Here is a 17,588-nt window from a genome sequence, read left to right on the forward strand (position 1 = left end):
CAGCCGCGGCATGCGTTCGGCCACTACGGCGTGGGCGGCTCCGGCGCGTACGCGGACCCGGATCTCGGCATGTCGATCGCGTTCGTGACCAACGGCCGCGATGGTGCGGCGTCGCCGGTTCGCGTGTGTGTCCGATCCCCGCACGGATGATCTTCGAACCGGACTTCCCCCTTCCCCCACACCTCCCCACAAACTTCCCCCACCACGCCCCCTCGCAGGGGGCTTCAGGGCGTTTGCTGGGTGTTTTCGGGCGTTTGTCCCGGGGGGCGGCGCGTGTCGGCAGAACTCGCAAAAGTTCTCCACGGCGGTGATAGCTGGGGTGACCTGCGTAATCGTCTGGGTCGGGAGCCAGATCACCGCCTGTTTCGATTGAAAGTGGGGGAAAGTGGGGTAATGTGGAGCGCGCAGTACTGAAGGGCCGACCATCGAGGTGATCGTTAGGGAGGTATCGAGTTGTTTCTCGGTACCTATACACCTCGCTTGGACGACAAAGGGCGACTCACGTTGCCTGCGAAGTTTCGAGACGATCTGGCGGGAGGGTTGATGGTCACGAAGGGGCAGGACCACAGCCTTGCCGTGTACCCGAAAGAGGAGTTCACCGCGCTCGCCCGGCGGGCCGCGGCCGCGTCTCGAAGCAACCCGCAGGCCCGTGCGTTCGTCCGGGCACTCGCGGCCGGAACGGACGAGCAACGTCCGGACGCGCAGGGCCGGATCGTGTTGTCCGCCGACCATCGTCGCTACGCCAACCTGCAAAGGGATTGCGTGGTGATCGGTTCGGTCGACTTCCTGGAGATTTGGGACAAGCAGGCGTGGGAGTCCTACCTCGCCGAGCACGAGGAGGACTTTTCGCAAGCCAGAGACGAGTCGCTGGGCGGAATCTTCTAGCCGCGGGCGCACGAGTGCCACGCGGTCTCTGCCCGGACGCGGACCCTGACGTACTTCCCCGACGCCAGGTGCCGGAGTTCGGTCAGAGACCCCGGGGCATTCGTAATCCGTATCGAAAGCACTCTGTATCAAGGCGACCCGTGTGGCGGTGCGCGACGACGCGAGGCAGGACTCCGGGAGGTCGAGGTGAACCGTGAACAGCGCGGTCCCCGCCATGTTCCGGTTCTGCTCGAGCGAGCCGACGCGCTGCTCGGTCCGGCCTTGGCCGAGCCCGGCGCGGTCTACGTCGACGCGACGCTCGGTCTCGGCGGTCACGCCGAGCACTTCCTGAGCACCTACCCGGACATCCACCTGGTCGGTCTCGACCGCGACACCAACGCCCTGAAACTGGCCGGTGAGCGGCTCGCGCCGTTCGCGGATCGAATCACGCTGGTGCACACCCGCTATGACGGTATCGCCGACGCGCTGTCGGAGGCAGGCCTGTCTGCCATCGGTTCGGTCTCGGCGATCCTGATGGACCTCGGCGTCTCCTCGATGCAGCTGGACGAGGCCGATCGCGGCTTCGCCTATTCCGTGGACGCCCCGCTGGACATGCGTATGGACCCGACCAGCGGACTCACCGCCGCCGACGTGCTGAACACCTACAGCCACGGCGACCTGGCCCGGGTGCTGAAGACCTACGGCGAGGAACGCTTCGCAGGCCGGATCGCCTCCGAGGTGATCCGCCGCCGCCGGATCAAACCGTTCAGCACCAGCGCGGAGCTGGTGGAGCTGCTGTACGCCACGATCCCCGCCGCGACACGCCGCACCGGCGGGCATCCCGCCAAGCGCACCTTCCAAGCGCTGCGGGTGGAGGTCAACGGAGAACTCGACTCGTTGCGAGCCGCGCTGCCCGCCGCGCTCGCCGCGCTGCGCGTGGGCGGCCGCATCGTCGTCATGTCCTACCAGTCACTGGAGGACAAGGTGGTCAAGCACGAGTTCGTCGCGCACACCGCGTCGAGGACACCGGTGGACCTGCCGGTCGAGCTCCCCGGCATGGGACCGGAGTTCCGGATGCTGACCCGCGGAGCGGAGAAGGCGACCGAGCAGGAGATCGAAGACAACCCGCGGGCGGCGCCGGTACGCATGCGCGCCGTCGAGCGGATCCAGGAGGCGCGGTGATCGAGCAGTGCCCGGCGCCGCGTCGCGCCGGTCGGGTGCGGATGTCCCGCAGCGATGTCGGAGGCCGGATGAGACAGCGGCGCGCTGTGCTGGTCCGGCGTCCCGGGAGGACACAGGAGGGGAATCGATGAGCGTGCGGACGCGGACCGTCGAAGCGCCGAGCCGGGTCGCCCGCCGGGTTCAGGATGCCGAGCGGGTGAAATCCGGCGCGGCGCAGCGCGCCTACGCGAAGCGGCGCATGCGCGCCGAAACCGGTTCGGACACCATGTTTCTGCCCACCGTGCGGCGCTCGGCGATGGCCGCGCGCATCCCGTTCGTCACGGCCATCCTCGTTCTGCTCGGCTGCGGCCTAGCGCTCACCTTGCTGCTGACCACCCGTGCCGCCGAGGACAGCTATCAGCTCGGTGACGCGCGGGCGACGAATCGGCGGCTTGCCGACGAGCGCGCGGCGCTGCAGCGCGAGGTCGAGGTCGCCGATTCGGCCCCGGAACTGGCGCTGCGCGCGCGGGAGTTGGGGATGATCCCCGCCAAGGACCCGGCCCGCCTGTTGATCGGGCCGGACGGTTCGGTCACGGTGATCGGCAAGCCCACCCCGGCCCAGGGCACTCCGGTTCCGCCGCTGAACGCCGGGCCTTCGGCGCGCTCGCCACAGGGGGAGCGGGTGGTTCCGGTCACCACCACGCCCGGTGCCCCGGTGCCGGGCCGTCCGAACAGCGGGCCGCAGAACAACGCTCAGGTGAACGCGGCGCCCGCCCCGGCAGGCCCGGTGCCGACGTCGCCCGCGGCGGTCGTACCGCCGCAGCCCGAACCGCCCGCTGCGCCGCAGGCCGCTGCGCCCCAGCAGCCCGTGGAAGCGGCTTCGCCGCAGCCGGAAGCAGCGCTCGCGCCGGAACCGGCGCCCGACGGAGCGCCGCAGTGACGCACCCCAGGCCCGCGCCGCGTCGGCGACGTGGGCCTGCGGCGCCGCGCGCCGCGGGCAGGCAGCGGCCCTCGACCAAAGCTGTCCCGGACGGTCCGCTCCGGTTGCGCCTCGGCGTCGGCCGGGTGGTCATGCTCGTCGCGCTCGCGGTGGTCACGATGCAATTGCTGTGGGTGCAGAGCGTCGCCGCGCCCGGACTGTCCGCCCAGGCGGCCAGCCAGCGCACCACCCATCAGCCCGACCCGGCGATCCGTGGTCCGATCAACGACCGCAACGGCAAGGCGCTGGCCTTCACCGTCTCGGCCAAAGCCCTGCACTTCCGGCCGGTCGCCGTCCGCAAAGAGCTGGCGAACGCCAAGGCCAAAAACGACAAGGCGCCCGATCCGGACCAGCGGTTGCGCGACATCGCGCGCACCATCCACGAGAAACTCGGCAAAGACGCGCCCACGGAAGCGGACCTGCTCGCGAAGCTGAACAGTGACGAGCAATTCGTATTCCTCGCCCAGAACGTGGATCCCCGGATCGCGGACGAGATCACCGAGAAGTTCCCGCAAGTGGGCTCCGACCAGCAGAGCCCCCGGGTGTATCCCGGCGGGTCGCTGGCGGCGAACGTCGTCGGCGCCGTGGGCTGGGACGGCCACGGGCAGGTCGGGCTCGAGTCCTCGCTGGACTCGGCGCTGGCAGGCACGGACGGATCGCACACCTACGATCGCGGTTCCGACGGCGCGGTCATCCCTGGCAGCTGGCGTGACGAACAGCCCGCGGTCAACGGGTCCGCCGTCGAACTCACCCTGGACTCGGATCTGCAGTACTACGTGCAGCAGCAGGTGCAGCAGGCCAAGGACGTGTCCGGTGCGGGTTCCGCTTCGGCCGTCGTCTTGGACGCCAAGACCGGGCAGGTCCTGGCGATGGCCAACGACAACACCTTCAACCCCGGCCTCGGCCCGCAGAAGTGGGCCAATGCCCAGCTGAGCAACCCGTCGGTGACGGACGTGTTCGAGCCGGGCTCGGTGAACAAGATCGTCACGGCCGCCGCGGCCATCGAATACGGCCTGACCGATCCGGACGAGGTGCATCAGGTGCCCGGCGCCATCCAGATGGCGGGCGTCACCGTGCACGACGCCTGGACGCACGGCGTCGAGCCCTATACGACCACGGGCATTTTCGGCAGGTCCTCCAATGTGGGCACGCTGATGCTCGCGCAGCGCGTGGGCGAGGACCACTTCGCCGACATGGCGCACCGGTTCGGGCTCGGCCAGCGCACGGGCATCGGCCTGCCGGGCGAGAGCGCGGGCCTGATGCCCGACCGCGATCAGTGGTCCGGCGGCACCTTCGCGAATCTCCCGATCGGGCAGGGCCTTTCGATGACGACGCTGCAGATGGCCGGCATGTACCAGGCGATCGCCAACGACGGCGTCCGCATCCCGCCCCGGATCGTGCGGGCGAAGATCGCGCCGGACGGCACCCGGACCGAGGAGACCCAGCCGGACGGCGTGCGGGTGGTGAGCAAGCAGACCGCCGCCACGTTGCGGACGATGTTCCAGGCGGTGGTGCAGCGTGACCCGATGAACGCCAACCAGAACGGCACCGGATGGCCGGCGGCCATCACCGGCTACCAGGTGGCGGGCAAGACCGGTACCGCGCAGAAGGTGGACCGGAATTGCCGGTGCTACTCCACGTCGTCGTTCTGGATCACGTTCGCGGGCATGGTCCCCGCGGAGAATCCGCGGTACGTGATCGGGCTCATGCTCGACGCGCCCGTCCGCAGTTCCGACGGCTCCGGCGGCGGCTCGGTCGCTCCGCTGTTCCACAACATCGCCTCCTGGGCGTTGCAGCGCGACCGTATTCCGCCGTCCACGCAGCCGTCCAGGCAATTCGTCCTGCAGGCGGGGTGATCGAGCTTCCCGGCCCGGTGTGACCGGGGTGTGCGAGCGGTAGCGAAGACATCGGATCTGTGCGGAGGAAACAGCAGGTGAGTGCGGTGTTCGAGGAGCGAGGGCACGCGGCGGACCGCCGTGCGCGCCGCGTCCTCACCCGGTGGCGTCCGGGCGCCGCGTGGCGCGGTCCGGACCGGGTGGGCGAACCCGTAGGGTGCGGTGGGCGACCTCCCCGGGTTTGCGATGGGGCGCATGGTCCCGCCGTCACCGGTCGCCGGTAACCTGACACGTCGATCACCGCCCCCGAAAGGAGCCTGGTTTCTGTGCAGTCCGGTCAACCGCGCGCATTGCGGCCAGAGCATTCGCCGTCAACGCCGCTGGCGTCGCTGGCCGCCGTCATCGGGGCCGCGACGAGCCCCGAATCGGCTGTACACGGCGTATCGGTCACCGGCATCGAGCAGCGCTCGGACGCGGTGCTCCCCGGTGACCTGTTCGCCGCGCTGCCCGGCGCCCGCGCGCACGGCGCGCGTTTCGCGCGGGACGCGGTCGCCCAGGGCGCGGTCGCGGTGCTGACCGACGCGGCGGGCGCGGAGCTGGCCGGGCCGCTCGGGGTGCCGGTGCTGGTGCGGGAGAACCCCAGGGCCGTACTCGGCGAGCTGTCGGCGACGATCTACGGCAATCCGTCCGAGCGGTTGCGCATCGTCGGGATCACCGGGACCTCGGGCAAGACCACCACCTCCTATCTGGTGGAGGCGGGTCTGGCCGCCGCGGGGCTGTCCACCGCGCTGATCGGCACCATCGAGACCAGGATCGGCGGCAGGCGGGTGCCCAGCGCGCTGACCACCCCCGAGGCGCCGCAGTTGCACGCGATGTTCGCGCTGATGGTCGAGCAGGGCGTGGACGCGGTGGTGATGGAGGTGTCCAGCCACGCGCTGACGCTGGGCCGGGTGGACGGGGTGCGTTTCGCGGTGGGCGCGTTCACCAACCTGTCCCAGGACCACCTCGACTTCCACGCCGACTTCGAGGACTACTTCGCCGCCAAACGCAAGCTGTTCGAACCGGATTCGCCGGTCGCGGCGCGCGCCGCCGTGGTCTGCGTGGACGACGAGTGGGGGCGGCGGCTGGCCGCCGGTCTGGCGAACCCCGTCACCGTGTCGACCACCCGGACCGCCGCCTGGAGCGTCGCCGGGGCGGTGTCGGCGCACGGCGGCGAACAAGACTTCACCGCGGCGGGTCCGCACGGGGAAATTCCCGTGCGCCTGCGGCTTCCCGGCCACTACAACGTCGCCAACGGCCTGCTCGCGGTGGCGGTGTGCGCCGCGGCGGGCGTCGAGCCGTCGGTCGCGGCGCCCGCGTTGGGGACCGTGGACGTGCCCGGGCGGATGCAGCGGGTGGAGCGCGGGCAGGACTTCCTGGCGATCGTCGACTACGCGCACAAGCCCGCGGCGCTGGAGTCCGTGATCGCCACGCTGCGCGGGCATCTCGCGTCGGATACCGCGGGACGGCTCGCGGTGGTGGTCGGCGCGGGCGGCGATCGGGACGCGGCGAAGCGGCCGCTGATGGGCGCCGCGGGCGCGCGCGGCGCCGACCTGCTGATCGTCACCGACGACAACCCGCGCACCGAGGATCCGGCGGCCATCCGCGCCGCCGTGTGCTCCGGTGCGCTGGAGGTCCCGGCGGCCGAACGCGGCGAGGTGCGGGAGATCGGTGACCGGGCGGAAGCGATCGCGGCCGCGGTGGCATGGGCGCGCCCCGGTGACGCGGTGCTGATCGCGGGCAAGGGACATGAGGCAGGGCAGGAGATCCAGGGCGTGAAACACCCGTTCGACGACCGCGATGTACTCGCGGCCGTCTTGGAAAGACGCAGTCCGCAAGGAAACCACGCGGAGGACTTGACGGTTTCATGATCGAGATGACACTGCGGGACATCGCGGACGTCGTCGGCGGCACGCTGCACGACGTCGCAGACCCGGAGGTGCGAGTGACCGGTGCGGTCGAATTCGATTCGCGTCGAATCGGTTCCGGCGATCTGTTCCTGGCGCTGCCGGGCGAGCGCTCCGACGGCCACGACTACGCGGAGGCGGCGATCGCCGCGGGGGCGGTGGCGGTGCTTGCTGCGCGTCCGGTGGGCGTGCCTGCCATCGTCGTCACTCCCGCCCGCGGCGCCGTGCCGTCGAGTTCGGTTGCGCTCAGCCATGATTCGGATGGTTCGGGTGCCGCCGTGCTGACCGCCCTCGCCGCGCTGGCCCGCGCCAGCGTGTCGCGTCTGGCCGCCGAGGGCGGACTCACCGTCGTGGGCGTCACCGGCTCGTCCGGCAAGACCTCCACCAAGGACCTGCTGGCCGCCGTCCTGGCGCCGCTGGGCACGGTGGTGGCACCGCCGGGTTCGTTCAACAACGAACTCGGCCACCCGTGGACCGCGTTGCGCGCCGACGCGGGCACCCGCTTCCTGGTGCTCGAGCTGTCCGCGCGCGGGCCGGGGCACATCGCCGCGCTGGCCGAGGTGGCGCCACCGAGCATCGGCGTGGTGCTCAACGTCGGCACCGCGCATCTGGGCGAGTTCGGCAGCCGTGAGGCGATCGCGAAGACCAAGGGCGAGCTGGTCGAGGCGTTGCCGCCGACCGGGCTGGCCGTGCTCAACGCCGACGATCCGCAGGTCGCCGCGATGGCCTCGCGCACGTCGGCGCGGGTGGTGACCGTCGGCCGGGCCGCGAACGCCGAGGTGCGGGCCACCGACATCCGGCTCGACGACCAGGCCAGGGCCGAGTTCACCGTGCACACGCCCGTGGGCAGTGCCCAGGTGCGCCTGGCCGTGCACGGCGAGCACCAGGTGGGCAACGCGCTGTCGGCGATCGCGGTCGCGCTGGAATGCGGCGCGGACCTCGACACCGTCACCGCGGCGCTGTCCGGTGCGCGCGCCGCGTCCGCCCGCCGGATGGACGTGCGGACCACCGCGGACGGGATCACGGTCGTCAACGACTCCTACAACGCCAATCCGGATTCGGTCCGCGCCGCGCTCAAAGCGCTGGTGAGCATGGCCCGCGCGGCAGGCACGCCGCGGCGCAGCTGGGCGGTGCTCGGCGAGATGGGCGAGCTCGGCGAGGAATCCGTCATCGAGCACGACGCCATCGGACGGCTCGCGGTGCGGCTGGACGTCAGCCGGGTGGTCGTCGTCGGCACCGGAAGGCCCGCCCGCGCGCTGCACCAAGGCGCGGTGATGGAAGGGTCCTGGGGTGAGGAATCGATCCTCGTACCCGACATCGAGGCGGCGATCGCACTGCTGGACAAGGAAGTCACCCCCGGCGACGTGGTGCTGGTCAAGGCATCGAAGTCGGTCGGCCTCTGGGAGGTCGCCGAGCATCTGACCGACCCGGGCGCTGTGACCGCACGCGGCGGCGCGGCGGACAACGGGGCGGGACAGGACACGGAGGCAGCAGGATGAGACAAATTCTCTTCGCCGCGGCGATCGCGCTGACGGTCTCGATCCTGCTGACGCCGCTGCTCATCCGCTTGTTCGCCAAGCAGGGCTTCGGGCAGGAGATCCGGGTCGACGGTCCCGCCAGCCACCAGGCCAAGCGCGGCACCCCGACGATGGGCGGCGTCGCCATCCTGGTCGGCATGTGGGCCGGTTACCTCGGCTCCCACCTGATCGGCATCGGCTACGACGCCGATGGGCCGTCGGCGTCGGCGCTGCTGGTGCTCGGCCTGGCCACGGCGCTCGGCGCGGTGGGTTTCGTCGACGACTTCATCAAGATCCGCAAGCAACGCAACCTGGGTCTGACCGCGGCGGGCAAGTATCTCGGCCAGCTGTCCGCGGCCGTGATCTTCGGCATTCTCGCCTTGCAGTTCCGCGGCGGGAGCGGGCTGACCCCCGCCAGCAGGCACCTGTCCTACGTGCGCGACATCAGCACGGTGACCATGGGCGTGGTCGTGTTCCTGGTCTTCGTCTGCTTCGTGGTCGTCGCCTGGTCGAACGCGGTGAACCTCACCGACGGACTCGACGGGCTGGCCGCCGGATCGATGAGCCTGGTGCTGGGCGGCTACGTGATCATCACGTTCTGGCAGTACTACCACGCCTGCGAGACCAAGCCCGAGACCGGCTGCTACAACGTGCGCGATCCGCTGGACCTCGCCCTGGTCTGCGCCGCGGGCGCGGCGGCGTGCGTCGGGTTCCTCTGGTGGAACGCCGCCCCCGCCAAGATCTTCATGGGCGACACCGGTTCGCTCGCGCTCGGCGGCCTGCTGGCGGGCCTGTCCATCACCACCCGCACCGAGCTGCTGATGATCGTGATCGGCGCGCTGTTCGTCGCCGAGACCGCCTCGGTGGTGTTGCAGGTCGCGGTGTTCCGCACGACGCGCAACCGGTTGTTCAAGATGGCGCCGTTCCACCATCACTTCGAACTCAGCAAATGGGCCGAGACGACGGTGATCATCAGGTTCTGGCTCCTGGCCGCGATGGCCTCCGCCGTCGGGCTCGGGCTGTTCTACAGCGAATACCTCTCCGCGGTCGGGTGAACGAGATGGTCGAACATTCCCCGCGGGCCTTGCGCTCACCCGGGCCCATGCTGGAATTCCTGCGCGGCCGTGACGTCCTGGTCGCGGGCTGGGGAGTCTCGGGACGCTCGCTGGTCGAACCGCTGCGCGACATCGGCGCGCGCCCGGTGGTCACCGACGGCGGCGCCGCGGCGCTGGCCGAGGCGGCCGAGCTCGGGCTGGACGTGGCCACCGCCGCGGAGCTGGAGAACACCGACTGGAGCCGGTTCGCGCTGGTGATCACCAGCCCGGGCTGGCGGCCGGACTCGCCGGTGCTGGCCTCCGCCGTGTCCGAGGGCACGCCGGTGTGGGGTGACGTGGAGTTCGCCTGGTGGGTCGACCAGGCCAGGATCTACGGCCCGGTGCGCAAGTGGCTGGTCGTCACCGGCACCAACGGCAAGACCACCACAACCCAGATGACCCACGCCATCCTGCGCGCCGCCGGTATCGCCAGCGTCGCCTGCGGCAACATCGGCCTTCCCATCCTGGACGCGTTGCGGCGCAACCCCGGTCCACAGGTGCTCGCGGTCGAGCTTTCGTCGTTCCAGCTGCACTGGGCGCCGTCGGTGCGCCCGGAGGCGGGCGTGGTGCTCAACGTGGCCGAGGATCACCTGGATTGGCACGGCGGCCTGGACGCCTACGCCGCCGCCAAGGCCAGGGCGCTGGTCGGCCGGGTCGGTGTGGTCGGCCTGGACGATCCGGTCGCGGCTTCGCTGGCTCGCAAGTCCAAGGCGCGCCGGACCGTTGGTTTCCGGGTGGGGGTGCCCGCCGACGGTGAACTGGGCGTGGTGGACGGCAAGCTGCTCGACCGCGCGTTCACCAAGGCCGCGATCCTGGCCGAGGTGGGCGACATCAGCCCGCCCGGGCCCGCCGGCGTCGCCGACGCACTCGCCGCCTCCGCGCTGACGAGGGCGATCGACATCGCGCCGCAGTTCGTCCGGGAGGGCTTGATCGAGCACAAGGTCGGCCCGCACCGTGCCGCGTCCGTGCGCGAGCTGGCCGGCGTCGAGTTCGTCGACGATTCGAAGGCGACCAATCCGCATGCCGCGCGCTGCTCGATCCTGGCGCATCCGCAGGTGGTCTGGGTGGCGGGCGGCCAGCTGAAGGGCGCGCACGTCGAGGACCTCGTCGAGGAGGTCGCCGACCGCCTGGTCGCGGCCGTGCTGATCGGCACCGACGCGCCGGTGATCGCGGCCGCGTTGGCGCGACACGCGCCCGAGGTCCCGGTGGTCGAGCTGATCGCGGGAGACGATGCAGGGATGGGTGACGAAGCGTCGAGAACCGCCGCGGCCGACGCCGTCATGGCGCGCGCCGTGCGAGCGGCCGCCGGGTTCGCCCGCCGCGGCGACACCGTGCTGCTGGCTCCGGCCGCCGCGTCGCTGGACATGTTCGCCGATTACACGCATCGGGGTCGCAGCTTCGCCGCGGCGGTGCACACCCTGGAAGAACGTGACCTGGGAACCACCGACAACGGAGGTTTGCGGTGACCGCCGACCGGGGCGGGTGTGATCCGGACGCCCACTCCGGTCGGTCGAACCACCTTCGCGGACCAGCGGGTTCCCCGCCGCATCGCTTTCGGAGCCGAGATATCCCGACGCCGCTCCGGTTACGACCGAGGGTGAACCGGGGGGCGCATGGTGCGTAAAGGTAACGGCACGCGGTCGACAGCGAAAGCGGGCACCAAGAAGACCGGCGCGCAGCCACAACGGAGCCGGGCTTCGGGTATGGGGCCCGCGGCGTGGCTGGCACGCCCGCTCGCGTCGTTCCACCTCGTCGTTACCATCGCGACACTGCTGACCGCCCTGGGACTCGTCATGGTCCTGTCGGCGTCCGGAGTCGTGGAATACGCGGAAGGCGGGTCGGCATACTCGCTGTTCATCCAGCAGACCCTGTTCGCGGCGATCGGCGCAGTCCTGTTCTATCTGGCCCTGCGGGTTCCGCTGCGCCTGTTACGCCAAGCGTCGTTCCCGCTGTTCGCGATGTCGGTGCTGGCGCTGGTGCTCGTCCTCGTTCCCGGTATCGGCACCCGCGTGCAGGGCGCCCGCCGGTGGCTGATCCTCGGCCCGGTCTCGGTGCAGCCGTCCGAAGTCGTGAAGGTGACGCTGATCGTCTGGGGTGCTCACCTGCTGGTTTCCCGGCGCGCGATCGGTTCGGGTCTGCGCGACATCCTGGTTCCGCTGGTCCCGGCGGGTGTGCTGGTGTGTCTGCTGATCGTGGTCCAGCCGAACCTCAGCACCACGGTCGCGGTCGGGATCATCCTCGGCGCCCTGCTGTGGTTCGGCGGCCTACCGGTCCGGTTGTTCGTGACGATCGCGGTCTCCGGCGTCGTGGCCGCGGGCGTGCTCGCGATGTCCGCCGGATACCGGTCGAATCGGGTCCGGTCCTTCTTCAACCCGGGTTCCGATCCGCAAGGCGACAATTACCAAGCCCGGCAAGCGCTGTATTCCCTGGCCGACGGGGGGATCTGGGGCAGAGGGCTCGGGCAGAGCCGGGCCAAGTGGAGCTACTTGCCGAACGCGCACAACGACTTCATCTTCGCGATCATCGGCGAAGAACTGGGCTTCCTCGGCTGCGCGCTGGTGCTCGGACTGTTCGCCTTGTTCGTCTACACGGGCCTGCGCATCGCCAGCCGGTCGGCGGATCCGTTCCTGCAACTGCTGACCGCCGCCGCGACAACGTGGATCGCCGGGCAAGCCATGATCAACATCGGGTACGTGGTGGGTCTGCTGCCGGTCACCGGACTGCAGCTGCCGCTGGTGTCGGCGGGTGGCTCATCGCTCGCGATCACCCTGCTCATGTTCGGGCTCATCGCCAACGCCGCTCGACACGAGCCGGAGGCCGTCGCGGCGCTGCACGCCGGACAGGACGGTCGTTTCAGTAGGCTGTTGCGGTTGCCCAAACCCGAGGTGTACGCACCGGCCCGGGCGAGTTCGGCCCGCCGCGGCCGGGCGCCCAGGCAGGCCGACCGCGGACCGTCCGCGCTTCCGCGGGGGCGGGGCGGGCGGTACAGCGCGGAACCGCCGCGGCGCCGCTCGCCGGAGAGCCGCGGCACCAGCTCGGCGCGCGCCACCAGGGCTTGGGAACCCAGTTATCCGGTCAATCACGCAAGAGAACGGGGAAGATCTAGGTGATCTCGGTAATCGTCGCGGGCGGCGGCACGGCGGGCCACATCGAACCGGCACTGGCGGTGGCGGACGCGTTGCGGCGGCTCGACGATTCGATCCGGGTGACGGCACTGGGCACCGAACGCGGGCTGGAGACCCGCTTGGTCCCCGAACGCGGCTATCCGCTCGAGCTCATCCCTCCGGTCCCGCTGCCGCGTAAGCCCACCGCCGATCTGCTGCGGTTGCCCGGACGGGTACGCGCCTCGGTGGCCGCGACCCGGGCGGTCATCGACGCGGTCGAGGCCGACGTGATCATCGGATTCGGCGGCTACGTGGCGCTGCCGGCGTATCTCGCCGCGGGCGCGGGCGTGCTGCGCCGCAGGCGGCCGGTTCCGGTGGTGGTGCACGAGGCGAACGCCAAGGCCGGTATCGCGAACAAGGTCGGCGCCCGGCGCGCGGCGCGGGTGCTGGCGGCGGTCCCTGACTCGGGTCTGCCGGACGCGCGCGTGGTGGGCATCCCCGTGCGGGAATCGATCACCGGATTGGACCGCGCCGCATTGCGAGCCGAGGCGCGGGTGCACTTCGGCCTGCCGGCCGAAGGACCGGTGCTGCTGGTCTTCGGCGGTTCGCAGGGCGCGCGAACCCTGAACGAGGCGGTCTCCGGCGCCGCGCCCCAGCTCGCCGCCGCGGGTATCTCGGTGCTGCACGCGCACGGCCCGAAGAACACGCTGGAGGTGGACGATTCGGCCGGTGCGGACGGTGTGCGGTACGCGGCGGTGCCGTACCTGTCCCGGATGGACCTCGCCTACGCCGCCGCCGACGCGGTGGTCTGCCGATCGGGCGCGATGACCGTCGCGGAGGTCTCCGCGGTGGGGCTGCCCGCGTTCTACGTGCCGCTCCCGCATGGCAACGGGGAGCAGGAGCTCAACGCCCGGCCCGTGGTGCGCCAGGGCGGTGGCAGAATTGTCCCCGATTCCGAGTTGACGCCGAAGTACGTGATCGATGAGGTGATTCCGCTGCTCATGGACCCCGCACGGCTGATCGAGATGGGCCGGGCCGCCGCAGGCGCCGGGCACCGCGACGCCGCCGACGAGGTGGCGCGGATCGCGATGGAGGTGGCGCGCCGATGAGCGACACCACCGCCGACCAGGCCACCCCGGACGCCGTCACCGAACGGACAGGGCTGCCCCCGGAGCTGGAACGCGTGCACATGGTCGGGATCGGCGGGGCCGGGATGTCCGGCATCGCGCGGATCCTGCTCGCCCGCGGCGGCGCGGTGTCGGGATCGGACGCCAAGGAGAGCCGTGGCGTGCTCGCGCTGCGCGCGCGCGGCGCGCAGGTGCGGATCGGGCACGACGCCACCGCCTTGGACCTGCTACCCGGCGGCCCGACCGCCGTGGTCACCACGTACGCGGCCATCCCGAAGACCAATCCGGAGCTGGTCGAGGCCAACCGGCGCGAGATCCCGGTACTGCTGCGCCCCACGGTGCTGGCGTCGCTGATGCGAGGGCATCGCACCCTGCTCGTCTCCGGCACGCACGGCAAGACCTCCACCACCTCGATGCTCATCGTGTCGTTGCAGCACTGCGGGGTCGACCCGTCGTTCGCGGTGGGCGGTGAGCTGAACGAGGCGGGCACCAACGCCCACCACGGCACCGGCGACATCTTCGTGGCCGAGGCCGACGAGAGCGACGGCTCGCTGCTGCAATACGACCCGGACGTCGCCGTGGTCACCAACATCGAGTCCGATCATCTGGACTTCTTCGGCTCCGACGAGGCCTACGTTCAGGTCTTCGACGATTTCGCCGACCGGCTCGCCGCGGGCGGCCTGCTGGTGGTGTGCCTGGACGATCCTGGCTCGCGGGCGCTGGCCGAGCGGGTCGGCGAGCGCTTGGCCGAGCGGAACGTCCAAGTCCTCGGCTACGGCTCCGGCGACCTCGCGGACGCGCCGGTGCCGGTGGGCGCCCGGTTGCACAGCTGGGAGCCGCGCGACGTCGGCGGCATCGCGCAGTTCCAGCTCGCCGAGGAGGCCGCGCCGCGCGCGCTGCGCCTGGCGGTGCCGGGCAGGCACATGGCGCTCAACGCGCTCGGCGCCCTGCTCGCCGCCCGGGCCGCCGGCGCCGAGGTGGGGGAGATCATCCAGGGCCTGGAGGGGTTCGGGGGTGTGCATCGCCGGTTCCAGTTCGCCGGGCGGGAGAACGGCGTGCGGGTGTTCGACGACTACGCCCATCACCCCACCGAGGTGCGCGCGGTGCTCGGCGCCGCCGCCGAACTGGTGCAGCAGGAGGCGCGCGACGGAGCCCGGTCCAGGCAGGGCCGGGTGATCGTGGTCTTCCAGCCGCACCTCTACAGCCGGACCGCGACCTTCGCGCAGGACTTCGGCGCCGCGCTCAGCCTGGCCGACGAGGTCGTCGTGCTCGACGTCTACGGCGCGCGGGAGAAGCCGCTGCCCGGCGTGAACGGTGCGCTGGTCGCGCAGTCGGTGACGAAACCGGTGCACTACCAGCCGGATATGTCCCGGGTCGGGCGCCAGGTCGCGGGGCTGGCGTTGCCGGGCGACGTGGTGATCACCATGGGCGCCGGTGACGTCACGATGCTGGGCAGCCAGATTCTCGACGGATTACGGGCGCGTCCCCAGCACGGACGGTGACCCGGCGTGCGCGGGGTCGACTCGGCGCGCGCGGCCGGGCGCCGCGCGGGTGATCGGTTCGGCGAGATCGAATGGCGCCGGCTTCGCCTGTGGGGATTGCTGAGCGTGTGCGTTCTTGCAGTGCTCTGTGTCATCGCCTGGTTCACCCCGGCGCTCTCGGTACGCACCGTGCGGATCGAGGGGGCGGTGGCGGTCCCCGAGCAACACGTGCGGGATCTGCTCGAAATTCCCTCCGGCCGCTCGATGCTGCGAATCGACACCAATGCCGTCGCCCGGCGGGTGGTGAGCATTCCGAAGGTGCGCTCGGCACGGGTGCAACGGATATTTCCGTCCACCGTCCGGGTGACCGTGGTCGAGCGCACCGCGGTGTTGTACTACGACAGTCCGCAAGGCGCGCATCTACTGGACGCCGACGGCGTCGAATTCGCGGTCGAGCCCGCGCCGATCGGCGTGCCGAAGTTGGTCACCGGTCATCCCGGCGGCGCCGATCCGGTGACCGGGGCGGCGGTCGCGATACTCTCCATCGTGCCGCCTGCGCTGGCAGTTCAGGTGAGCGAGGTTGCGGCCCGGTCCATTTCGGATATTTCGCTGAATCTGAAGGACGGCCGCACGGTACTCTGGGGCGGGAGCAACGACGCCGAGCGAAAGGCGGCGGTGGTGTTGCCGTTGTTGACGCGCCCCGGAACGGTGTTCGATGTGTCGAGTCCCAATCTGGTCACGGTAAAGTGATCCACACCCATTGCGCCCAGGTAATTCTCAGCGGTCCGGAAGTGGTTCCGGCGCCGAGAAGGGGGCCGGGGGGCAACCGTTCACCATACGACGTGTGGAGCGGCGAGACGAGCGGGATCACGCAAGATTCTTGCTCTCGTTTCGGCGCGCCTGCGCGCGTATCGCGTCGGCTGCGAATAGCGTTCCGCAACAGTCGGATACTTGACATAACGCTAACCCTATGGTTGAGCTTTAGAGTTTGCCCGAGCCACGGTTCGCTCCTCGTAGCGACCCGACCTCCGGACCGGGCCCACAAAGCGGTGTGCCGAGAATCCGGAAACGACAGGCTTTAGATCGAAGGAAGGCGAGAGCCCATGACGCCCCCGCACAACTACCTTGCGGTGATCAAGGTCGTCGGTATCGGCGGCGGCGGTGTGAATGCCGTCAACCGGATGATCGAGCAAGGACTCAAAGGTGTCGAGTTCATCGCGGTCAACACCGACGCCCAGGCCCTGCTGATGAGTGATGCCGACGTCAAGCTCGACGTCGGCCGTGAACTGACCCGCGGCCTCGGCGCGGGCGCGGACCCCGAGGTCGGGCGCAAGGCCGCCGAGGACCACAAGGACGAGATCGAAGAGGTGCTCAAGGGCGCCGACATGGTCTTCGTGACCGCGGGCGAGGGCGGTGGCACCGGCACCGGTGGCGCCCCGGTCGTCGCGCAGATCGCCCGCAAGCTCGGCGCGCTCACCATCGGCGTGGTCACCCGTCCGTTCTCGTTCGAGGGCAAGCGGCGCGGGAACCAGGCCGAGGTCGGCATCAACCTGCTGCGCGAGTCGTGCGACACGTTGATCGTCATCCCGAACGACCGGCTGCTCCAGCTCGGCGACGCGGCGGTGAGCCTGATGGACGCGTTCCGTTCCGCGGACGAGGTGCTGCTCAACGGTGTGCAGGGCATCACCGACCTGATCACCACCCCCGGTCTGATCAACGTCGACTTCGCCGACGTCAAGAGCGTGATGTCCGGCGCGGGCAGCGCGCTGATGGGAATCGGTTCGGCGCGTGGCGAGGGCCGCTCGGTGAAAGCGGCCGAATCGGCGATCAATTCGCCGCTGCTGGAAGCGTCCATGGACGGTGCGCACGGTGTGCTGCTGTCGATCGCGGGCGGATCGGACCTCGGTCTGTTCGAGATCAACGAGGCGGCCTCGCTCGTGCAGGAGGCCGCGCACATCGAGGCCAACATCATCTTCGGCACGGTGATCGACGATTCGCTCGGAGACGAGGTGCGCGTCACCGTGATCGCGGCGGGCTTCGACGGGGGCGGACCGGCCCGGCGCACTTTCGAGAATCCCGGCCGCAGCACGATCGGCACGGCGCGCTCGGGCGAGATCGGGCAGAGCCGCACCAGTGAGATCGCGGCGCGCGGCAGCGACAGCACACCGACTACCTCCGGCGCGACCGCCGCGGGCCGCGGCACGCTGCCGAGCTACCGGGACACCGAACGGCAGCGCACGCTGGGTGAGCCGACGGTGACGAGCAACACGCGCTCGCACATCACGCCGCCGGATGCCGGCGACGATGACGACGACGTGGACGTGCCGTCGTTCATGCGGAGGGGCTGAGCGCTGGAGTGTGGTTCCGGCGCAGGCCGGGACCGACCGCGCGGAGCGATCCCGGCCCGGGCCGGGACGTCTCGGCGGACACGGGGAGTGGTGTCCCGGAGCTCGACTGTCGATCAGTGATTTCGGGGGAAG

The 17,588-nt window shown here is 70.6% G+C and carries 13 protein-coding genes; all 13 read left to right on the top strand.

Features of this window, described 5'->3' with window-relative positions:
- Positions 1-453 precede the first annotated feature (453 nt).
- The 13 genes from mraZ to ftsZ all read left to right on the top strand — a co-directional run bounded on the left by mraZ (position 454) and on the right by ftsZ (position 17,456).
- On the top strand, positions 454-885 hold the full coding sequence (gene mraZ / locus ABZ420_RS33200; RefSeq protein WP_039797118.1) for a division/cell wall cluster transcriptional repressor MraZ: 432 nt from the start codon (positions 454-456) through the stop codon (positions 883-885).
- Between the two features lie 186 nt (positions 886-1,071).
- Entirely contained in the window at positions 1,072-2,046 is a 975-nt protein-coding gene (gene rsmH, locus ABZ420_RS33205) for a 16S rRNA (cytosine(1402)-N(4))-methyltransferase RsmH (RefSeq protein WP_357131313.1), read from the top strand.
- A 127-nt stretch (positions 2,047-2,173) separates the two neighbouring features.
- Positions 2,174-2,965, top strand: a complete 792-nt coding sequence (locus ABZ420_RS33210; RefSeq protein ID WP_357131316.1) for a hypothetical protein — start codon at positions 2,174-2,176, stop codon at positions 2,963-2,965.
- A 131-nt stretch (positions 2,966-3,096) separates the two neighbouring features.
- Positions 3,097-4,860 (top strand): penicillin-binding protein 2, encoded by a 1,764-nt coding sequence (locus tag ABZ420_RS33215; protein ID WP_357131369.1) that lies wholly within the window; start codon positions 3,097-3,099, stop codon positions 4,858-4,860.
- Between the two features lie 305 nt (positions 4,861-5,165).
- Positions 5,166-6,749, top strand: coding sequence for a UDP-N-acetylmuramoyl-L-alanyl-D-glutamate--2,6-diaminopimelate ligase (locus ABZ420_RS33220; RefSeq protein ID WP_357131319.1), 1,584 nt, complete (start codon positions 5,166-5,168; stop codon positions 6,747-6,749).
- Entirely contained in the window at positions 6,746-8,284 is a 1,539-nt protein-coding gene (gene murF / locus ABZ420_RS33225) for a UDP-N-acetylmuramoyl-tripeptide--D-alanyl-D-alanine ligase (protein ID WP_357131322.1), read from the top strand. Before ABZ420_RS33220 ends, murF begins: the two co-directional genes overlap by 4 nt.
- The gene (mraY, locus tag ABZ420_RS33230; protein ID WP_062977371.1) at positions 8,281-9,357 is read left to right on the top strand and encodes a phospho-N-acetylmuramoyl-pentapeptide-transferase; all 1,077 of its coding nucleotides are present in this window, start codon (positions 8,281-8,283) and stop codon (positions 9,355-9,357) included. Before murF ends, mraY begins: the two co-directional genes overlap by 4 nt.
- A gap of 47 nt (positions 9,358-9,404) precedes the next feature.
- Positions 9,405-10,862 carry a UDP-N-acetylmuramoyl-L-alanine--D-glutamate ligase gene (gene murD, locus ABZ420_RS33235; RefSeq protein ID WP_357131372.1) on the top strand — a complete coding sequence of 486 codons (1,458 nt, stop codon included), beginning with the start codon at positions 9,405-9,407 and terminating at the stop codon, positions 10,860-10,862.
- A 237-nt stretch (positions 10,863-11,099) separates the two neighbouring features.
- Positions 11,100-12,506, top strand: coding sequence for a putative lipid II flippase FtsW (gene ftsW, locus ABZ420_RS33240; protein ID WP_040865940.1), 1,407 nt, complete (start codon positions 11,100-11,102; stop codon positions 12,504-12,506).
- Positions 12,503-13,609 carry an undecaprenyldiphospho-muramoylpentapeptide beta-N-acetylglucosaminyltransferase gene (murG, locus tag ABZ420_RS33245; RefSeq protein WP_357131324.1) on the top strand — a complete coding sequence of 369 codons (1,107 nt, stop codon included), beginning with the start codon at positions 12,503-12,505 and terminating at the stop codon, positions 13,607-13,609. The genes ftsW and murG overlap by 4 nt, the downstream gene beginning before the upstream one ends.
- Positions 13,606-15,129: a UDP-N-acetylmuramate--L-alanine ligase gene (gene murC, locus ABZ420_RS33250; RefSeq protein ID WP_357131327.1), complete on the top strand. Its 1,524-nt coding sequence runs from the start codon at positions 13,606-13,608 to the stop codon at positions 15,127-15,129. Before murG ends, murC begins: the two co-directional genes overlap by 4 nt.
- Before the next feature lie 87 nt (positions 15,130-15,216).
- Positions 15,217-15,858, top strand: coding sequence for an FtsQ-type POTRA domain-containing protein (locus tag ABZ420_RS33255; RefSeq protein WP_357131375.1), 642 nt, complete (start codon positions 15,217-15,219; stop codon positions 15,856-15,858).
- A 353-nt stretch (positions 15,859-16,211) separates the two neighbouring features.
- On the top strand, positions 16,212-17,456 hold the full coding sequence (ftsZ, locus tag ABZ420_RS33260) for a cell division protein FtsZ (protein ID WP_357041454.1): 1,245 nt from the start codon (positions 16,212-16,214) through the stop codon (positions 17,454-17,456).
- Positions 17,457-17,588: the final 132 nt, after the last annotated feature.

Source organism: Nocardia sp. NPDC005745 (assembly GCF_040630775.1).
Classification (GTDB): Bacteria; Actinomycetota; Actinomycetes; order Mycobacteriales; family Mycobacteriaceae; genus Nocardia.

Coding starts and splice junctions, on each gene's coding strand:
- ABZ420_RS33210 (WP_357131316.1), top strand. CDS start 2,174: ATGAGCGTGCGGACGCGGACCGTCGAAGCGCCGAGCCGGGTCGCCCGC.
- ABZ420_RS33215 (WP_357131369.1), top strand. CDS start 3,097: ATGCTCGTCGCGCTCGCGGTGGTCACGATGCAATTGCTGTGGGTGCAG.
- murF (WP_357131322.1), top strand. CDS start 6,746: ATGATCGAGATGACACTGCGGGACATCGCGGACGTCGTCGGCGGCACG.
- mraY (WP_062977371.1), top strand. CDS start 8,281: ATGAGACAAATTCTCTTCGCCGCGGCGATCGCGCTGACGGTCTCGATC.
- murD (WP_357131372.1), top strand. CDS start 9,405: ATGCTGGAATTCCTGCGCGGCCGTGACGTCCTGGTCGCGGGCTGGGGA.
- ftsW (WP_040865940.1), top strand. CDS start 11,100: ATGGGGCCCGCGGCGTGGCTGGCACGCCCGCTCGCGTCGTTCCACCTC.
- murC (WP_357131327.1), top strand. CDS start 13,606: ATGAGCGACACCACCGCCGACCAGGCCACCCCGGACGCCGTCACCGAA.
- ftsZ (WP_357041454.1), top strand. CDS start 16,212: ATGACGCCCCCGCACAACTACCTTGCGGTGATCAAGGTCGTCGGTATC.